The following is a 6,718-nucleotide window of genomic DNA, read 5'->3' as shown; positions in this document are numbered from 1 at the left end:
TCCTGATACTGGTGGTTCGTGGACCGATAATGGTAACAACACATTTACATATACCGTAGCCTCCATACTGCCTTGCTCTATTAACGATACAAGTATGGTTACTGTCGTATTTGATCAAACCGATAACAATGGTAATGGTGTAGTAGATTGTCAAGAAACAATTATAGTGCTTCCGGTAATTACATTAGATGACATAACCTCAGATAACATTGTCAACGAAAATGAATCTCAAGGTCAGATTAATGTAACGGGAAGGGTTACAGGTGATTTTTCTGAAGGTGATCTAGTAACCTTGACCATTCATAATACCAATTATACTGGTCCTGTAGATGCAAACGGGTTTTTTAATATCTCGGTTGCGGGTTCGGATTTAGTGGAGGACAATGATTTAAGTATTCTAGGTACGGTCACCACGATAACTATAGATGGTAATACAGGTTCATCGTCAGTACAACATCCGTATACCATTGATATAGATCCACCTTTGGTAGATAGTTTTGAAACAATGAACACATACCCCATTTTACTTGGTTTAGGGAGTCCGAATGAGATATTGAATATTACGGTTGAGGTTGGTGATACAGGCTTGTTATTACAGTATGTAATCAATACTGATATCAATGGTATTTGGGAAATTCATACAGAAACGGATCAAGCAGAAAATGGAATTTTCCCTATAGTCAATCCCGAATTGACTTTGTTGATTACTGCAGAAGATATAGCAGGCAATATAGGTATAGGTGAGGTCTTGGTCATTTTTGATAATGAACCACTTAATAATGATACTGATAACGATGGTTTATCAAATGATGAAGAACTGACTTTAGGTACTGACCCTAATAATTCGGATACTGATGGAGACGGTATTATGGATGGGCAAGAAACTATGGATGGTACCGATCCTTTAGATCCTTGTGATTCTTTAGGTGGTACACCACCATCTGGAAGTAATTGTGACATCTATATAGAACTAGATCTTGTAAAACCGGGAGATACTATGAATGGTAGCTTTGAGATTATCAATATTGAGAGGTTTCCAGAAAATTCGGTTAAAATCTATAATAGATACGGTGTTTTGGTATGGGAAGTAGAAGGTTATGAAAATGGCCCCAATGCTTTTAGTGGTCTGTCTGACGGTAGAATCACTATTAACAGAAATGAGAAACTACCTTCTGGTACCTATTATTATGATATATACTATACAGCAAGGGGAGAGCAAAAAATATTAACCGGTTATCTGTACGTAATTAGGTAAAAGATGAAGAAAATCTATCAAATAATCTTTTTGATATTTACCATGGTTTTAGGTGGTCAATATCTTATGTTCGGTCAGCAAGATGCCCAGTATACACAGTATATGTACAATACATTCTCGGTTAACCCTGCGTATGCAGGATCTAGAGAGGTATTAAGTATATCTGCATTGCACAGATCACAATGGGTAGGTAGAGATGGTGCTCCTAATACACAAACACTTAGTGTACACGGACCTTCTTCTGACAAAGTGGGGCTTGGTCTATCTATTGTTCATGATGAAATAGGGAACAACACCAATCAAAATACATATATTGACGCTGCTTTTTCGTATACATTGAAGACCTCTGATAATAACAAATTGTCATTTGGGTTAAAGGCTGGCGGACACTTATTAAATTTAGATTTTAACAATCTTAGAAATTTTAGTGCCGGTGGTACTGCCATTACCGATAGTGATCTTTATAAAAAATTTACTCCCAATTTTGGAGCAGGTCTGTACTACCATAACGATCAATTTTATGCAGGTTTGTCCATACCTAATTTTTTGCAGACAGAGCATTTTGATAGCGCTGATGGTAATGATAACCTTGTATCTGTAGATAGAATGACCTGGTATTTCATATCAGGGTATGTTTTTGAAATGTCATCGGCTTTAAAATTTAAACCTGCTTTTCTATTAAAAGCAACATCAGGAGCACCGTTACAAGCGGATATTTCGGCTAATTTTTTGTTGAACGATAAATTTTCAATGGGTGCCGCCTATAGATGGGATGCCGCGTTGAGTGCGTTGTTCGGATTTCAAATGACACCGGAATTTATGCTGGGGCTGGCTTATGATAGTGATATATCTGAACTGGGAGGCACCAAGTTTAACAATGGTTCTTTTGAGGTGTTTCTTAGATATGAGTTCATTAAAAAAGATAAAATTGATTTGACCCCTAGATTCTTTTAAATAACCGATAATGAAAGTTAAAACATATATAGTTCTCTTTTCGTTGCTTTTTATTGCTAGCCTGTGTTACGCACAGCGAGACAATAAAAGTTCAGGTACTGATAATTTTGGGCATTATGGGTACATGGGCAAAGAATCTACCTATGAAGAGTTGAGTGAAAAAGGCATGTCAAATGAAGATATATGTAAAAACTTGGGTAATGAAGCTTATTTAAGGGCAAAGTATGATGAAGCTAGTTATTGGTATGCAAAATTGTTAGAGATCAATAGCTCAACAATTGATCCGGATTACATGTACAGATATGCACAATCTTTAAAATCGATCAATAATTACAAAGATTCCGAGGTTTGGATGAAAAAGTTCAAAAAAGCAAAAAAGAATGATGTAAGAGCTTTAAAGTATGATAAAGGTGTAGGCTATTTTGATGAATTAATGACCGCTTCAAATGAGTATACCATTGAGAATTTGACCTCGGTCAATTCAAAAGAATCAGATTTTGCTCCTTCGTTCTATAAAGATTTTATCGTGTTTTCTACTGCCAGGGATTTAGAAACCACTTCGCGTAGTGCCTCACCTTATTTGAATTTATATAAAACAACACGTCCGGAACAAGGCGAATATAGTACGGCAACTCATTTTTCAGATGAGTTGAAATCGGTAGCTAACGAATCTTCTACCAGCTTTTCCCAAGATGGTAACACCATGTATTTTACAAGGAACAATTATAAAAAAGGATCTTTTAATAGAGACAAAAAAGGGGTCAGCAGATTAAAAATTTATAGAAGTACGTTCAAGGATGGCAAATGGGGGAATATAGAAGATCTGCCCTTTAACAGTGATTTGTATTCTGTTGCGCATCCGGCATTGAATAAGAAAGGTGATAAATTGTATTTTTCTTCTGATATGCCCGGAACTCTAGGGGCATCGGACATTTTTGTAGTGGATATTCATACTGATGGAACTTTTGGTACACCGGTAAATTTAGGTTCCAAAATCAATACCGAGAGCAAAGAGACTTTTCCGTTTATTACAGTATCGGACGTTTTGTATTTTGCTTCTGACGGCCATCCTGGTTTGGGAGGACTGGATATTTTTTCTATCGATTTGGCAAATCAAGGCGCGGTCAAGAATTTAGGAAATCCAATTAATAGTGCTAATGATGATTTTTCAATGATATTTGATGAAACGACCAATTCAGGTTTTTTTGCATCGGATCGAAACGGTGGATTAGGTGCAGATGATATTTACGCTCTTAAGACAATTGATTGTATGGTGACCATTGCAGGTATCGCGGTCGATAAAGATTCGGACAAACCATTACCATTTGCAACCGTACACGGAAAAAATAATTTTGGAGGAAATATAGGGGAAGCCACTACCAATGCTCAGGGTAAATATACTTTAGAGATACCATGTCAAGAAAGTCAATATACCATCGTGGCCAATTTACAAGGTTATGAAGAAGGTTCGTTGTTCATGTTTACTACACCAGATGAAAAGAGTATAACAAATGCCCGTGTGGTATTGGAAGAAAGTAGCAAAGTGGCGGTAATTGGGGCAGATTTGGTAAAGGTGTTAAAGCTGGCACCAATTTATTTTGATTTAAACAGTTCTTATTTACGTGATGATGCTTTTTTTAATTTGGACAAGGTAGTTGCATACATGAAAAAAAGACCAGAGGTCAAGGTAGAAGTAGGTTCACATACAGATAGTAGGGAAGAGGATAATTATAATCTTTGGCTTTCTGATCGTAGGGCAAAAAGAACAGTGGAGTACATAATAGCTGCAGGTATAGAGCCTGAGCGCATATCCGGTAAAGGTTATGGGGAAACCCAATTAATAAACAAATGCGCAAACGGAATCATTTGTTCAGATAGAGACCATCAGTTAAATAGACGCTCAGAGTTTATATTGATAGAATAAGATTTTTTTCCTGTAATATCACATTTCTTTCTTGTTTAATAGAAAAAATTAAATATGATATTTAAAAAAATAGCATCGTATTATTGAATTATGCTCAATAGGGAGTTTTTATTTTATCATATTATTTTTTTTAAGCTAATTGACTTATATTTTGAGTGTTAGGTAAGGCAATTAGTTTATGGTTCACTAATCTATTGAAAAATAGTAACATTAGTGCCATTTAGTATATATCAGTAATTTATTACTATTTTTAACAGAAATTCTTGTTAAAAATTTAAAATTGAATCAGTTACATACCGACAACATGCTTCTGGAAAAGCATCACCAAATTTTTATAGAACAAACTCCAACAGCTATTGCTATGTTAAACAAAGACATGGTCTATCTAGCTGTTTCTAAAAGATGGTTGAAAGATTTTAAACTAGAGGGTCAAGATATTGTTGGCAGATGTCACTATGATGTTTTTCCTGAAATAGGAGATGATTGGAAAGCGAAAAACCAAGAGTGTTTAAACGGTGCTATTGATGTTTGTGATGAAGCAACTTTTCATAGAAAGGACGGTACCATACAATGGATTTATTGGGATGTACGTCCTTGGTACAACTTAAAGGGTGAAATAGGTGGTTTGCTCATGCACACTGGCGATATTACCGAGAAAAAAGAGAAAGAGCTTCAGCAAAAACGTGTAGACTCCATTTTAAAAGATACTAGCGAGTTAGCACGGATAGGTACTTGGGAAATGAACCTACATACCAATGAAATAACTTGGAGCAAAATAGTCTATGATATATACGGAGTATCTGAAGACTACATACCAAATATAGCCACTAATCTTGAATTTAGTAAAAATGAGCAGACTAGGGCGTTGGTAGAAACTGCCGTAGAAAATTTATTAGAAAAAGGAATTTCTGTTGATATTGAATATGAAATAATAAATGCAGTTGGAGATTTAAAACTGGTTAAAGTAATAGGTAAGGTTGAATATATTGAAGGTGTTGCTTCAAGATTGTTCGGTATAATACAGGATGTTACGCGCATTAAGGAATCTGAAACTAAACTTAAAAAGGCCCATAAAGAACTGGAGACAATTTTTAACTCCAAATCCATTGCCCTGATAACAACGGATAAAGATGGAATAATAAATCGTTTTAACAGTGGTGCAGAAGAATTATTAGGGTATACCTCTGAAGAAGTCATAGGTAAGCACAAGCCTGAACTATATTTGCTTGAAGAGGAACAAGAGCAATTTAGAAATGATATGATTGCCCAGTTTGGTGGTGATGTTATTAATAGCAATTTTAACTACCGTAATGAAAACATCAATGATACAAGACAATGGACGTTTAGGCATAAAGATGGTTCTATGTTTTCTACACTTACTTCAATTACGGCAATTAATACTTATGAGGGTGTAAATGAAGGTTTTGTCGCAGTAGCTACAGATATATCTAAAATTAAGAAGGTAAAGAATGAACTGCGCAACAAAAATGAGCTGCTAAATCTTGCTGAGGAAATTAGTTTAATGGGACACTGGCAATGGAACCCTATTGAGGATATTGGCTTTTGGTCAAATAACTTATTTGCCCTTTTAGATTATCACGGAGAGCCTTTTACTATGACTTTCGGTATTTATTTTGAAATGGTTCATGAAGATGATAAAGAATTGGTGTTTGAACATTTTGAAAAGGCAAAAAAGGAGAAAATATTTGGTAAGCTAACGCATAATATCATAACCTTTTCCGGTAATTTAAAGACCATTCAAATACTGGCCAATGTGATTTCCAATGAAAAAGGTGAGGCGGTTAAAATGATAGGTACCTGCCAAGATGTGACCGAATTCAAAAAAACGGAACAAAATTTAATTCAAGCGAAAGACAATTTAGAAATTGTTGCCCAAAAATTAGCCTCTCAGAATAAACAATTGGCAGATTTTACACATATAACTTCCCATAATTTAAGAGCTCCTGTGGCAAATTTAAATTCTTTGATGGAAATTTATAAGCTTTCTGATGATGAGGAAGAGCGCTTAGATGTTTTTGAAAAATTCGATACTGTTATTCACCGTCTTACACTTACTTTAAATACATTAATAGAAGCCTTAAAAACCAAAACTGGCGATTCAAAAGAAGAGCTTGAAATCGTCAATTTTGAAAAGGTTCTTGAAAATACTACACAACTTTTAAGTGGTGTTATTTTGAAGTCCAACGCGGTTGTAAAATCAGATTTTTCGCAAATATCGGAAATTGAATATAACCCAATTTATATGGACAGTATCTTCCTAAATTTAGTTGGAAATGCCATAAAGTATAAAGCAAAAGATAGAACTCCGGAAATATTTATAAAGACAGAGGTAATGAATGGTAGAAATATCATTACATTTAAGGACAACGGCTTGGGTATTGATCTTGAAAGACATGGGCACAAACTATTTGGGCTCAATAAGGTTTTTCACAGACACCCAGATGCTAAGGGCGTTGGCTTGTTCCTGACAAAAACACAGGTAGAAGCTATGGGTGGTACTATTTCTGCTACTAGCGAGGTTAATGTTGGTACAACTTTTACAATAATTTTTTAATTAAGCTTGC

General features: G+C 35.2%; 4 protein-coding genes. All 4 read left to right on the top strand.

Annotated features, from left to right (window positions below):
• Window positions 1–1,255, top strand: a 1,255-nt coding sequence (locus QZ657_RS14440; protein WP_291967801.1) for a gliding motility-associated C-terminal domain-containing protein, incomplete at its 5' end; no start/stop codon positions are given.
• A gap of 3 nt (window positions 1,256–1,258) precedes the next feature.
• Complete coding sequence (locus QZ657_RS14435) at window positions 1,259–2,209, top strand: type IX secretion system membrane protein PorP/SprF (protein ID WP_291967799.1); 951 nt, start codon at window positions 1,259–1,261, stop codon at window positions 2,207–2,209.
• 10 nt (window positions 2,210–2,219) lie between these two features.
• The gene (locus QZ657_RS14430; protein WP_291967796.1) at window positions 2,220–4,133 is read left to right on the top strand and encodes an OmpA family protein; all 1,914 of its coding nucleotides are present in this window, start codon (window positions 2,220–2,222) and stop codon (window positions 4,131–4,133) included.
• Window positions 4,134–4,413: 280 nt separating this feature from the next.
• A complete protein-coding gene (locus QZ657_RS14425) occupies window positions 4,414–6,708 on the top strand; it encodes a PAS domain S-box protein (RefSeq protein ID WP_291967794.1) in 2,295 nt (764 codons plus the stop codon).
• The last annotated feature ends 10 nt before the right edge of the window (window positions 6,709–6,718 follow it).

Origin of the sequence: Maribacter sp. (assembly GCA_020629415.1) — a bacterium.
GTDB classification, from domain to species: domain Bacteria; phylum Bacteroidota; class Bacteroidia; order Flavobacteriales; family Flavobacteriaceae; genus Maribacter; species Maribacter huludaoensis.
This window is presented reverse-complemented; position numbering and strand designations above follow the sequence as displayed.

Excerpts from the sequence above, each read along its gene's own strand:
- QZ657_RS14435 (WP_291967799.1), top strand. The coding sequence starts at position 1,259 with ATGAAGAAAATCTATCAAATAATCTTTTTGATATTTACCATGGTTTTA.
- QZ657_RS14430 (WP_291967796.1), top strand. The coding sequence starts at position 2,220 with ATGAAAGTTAAAACATATATAGTTCTCTTTTCGTTGCTTTTTATTGCT.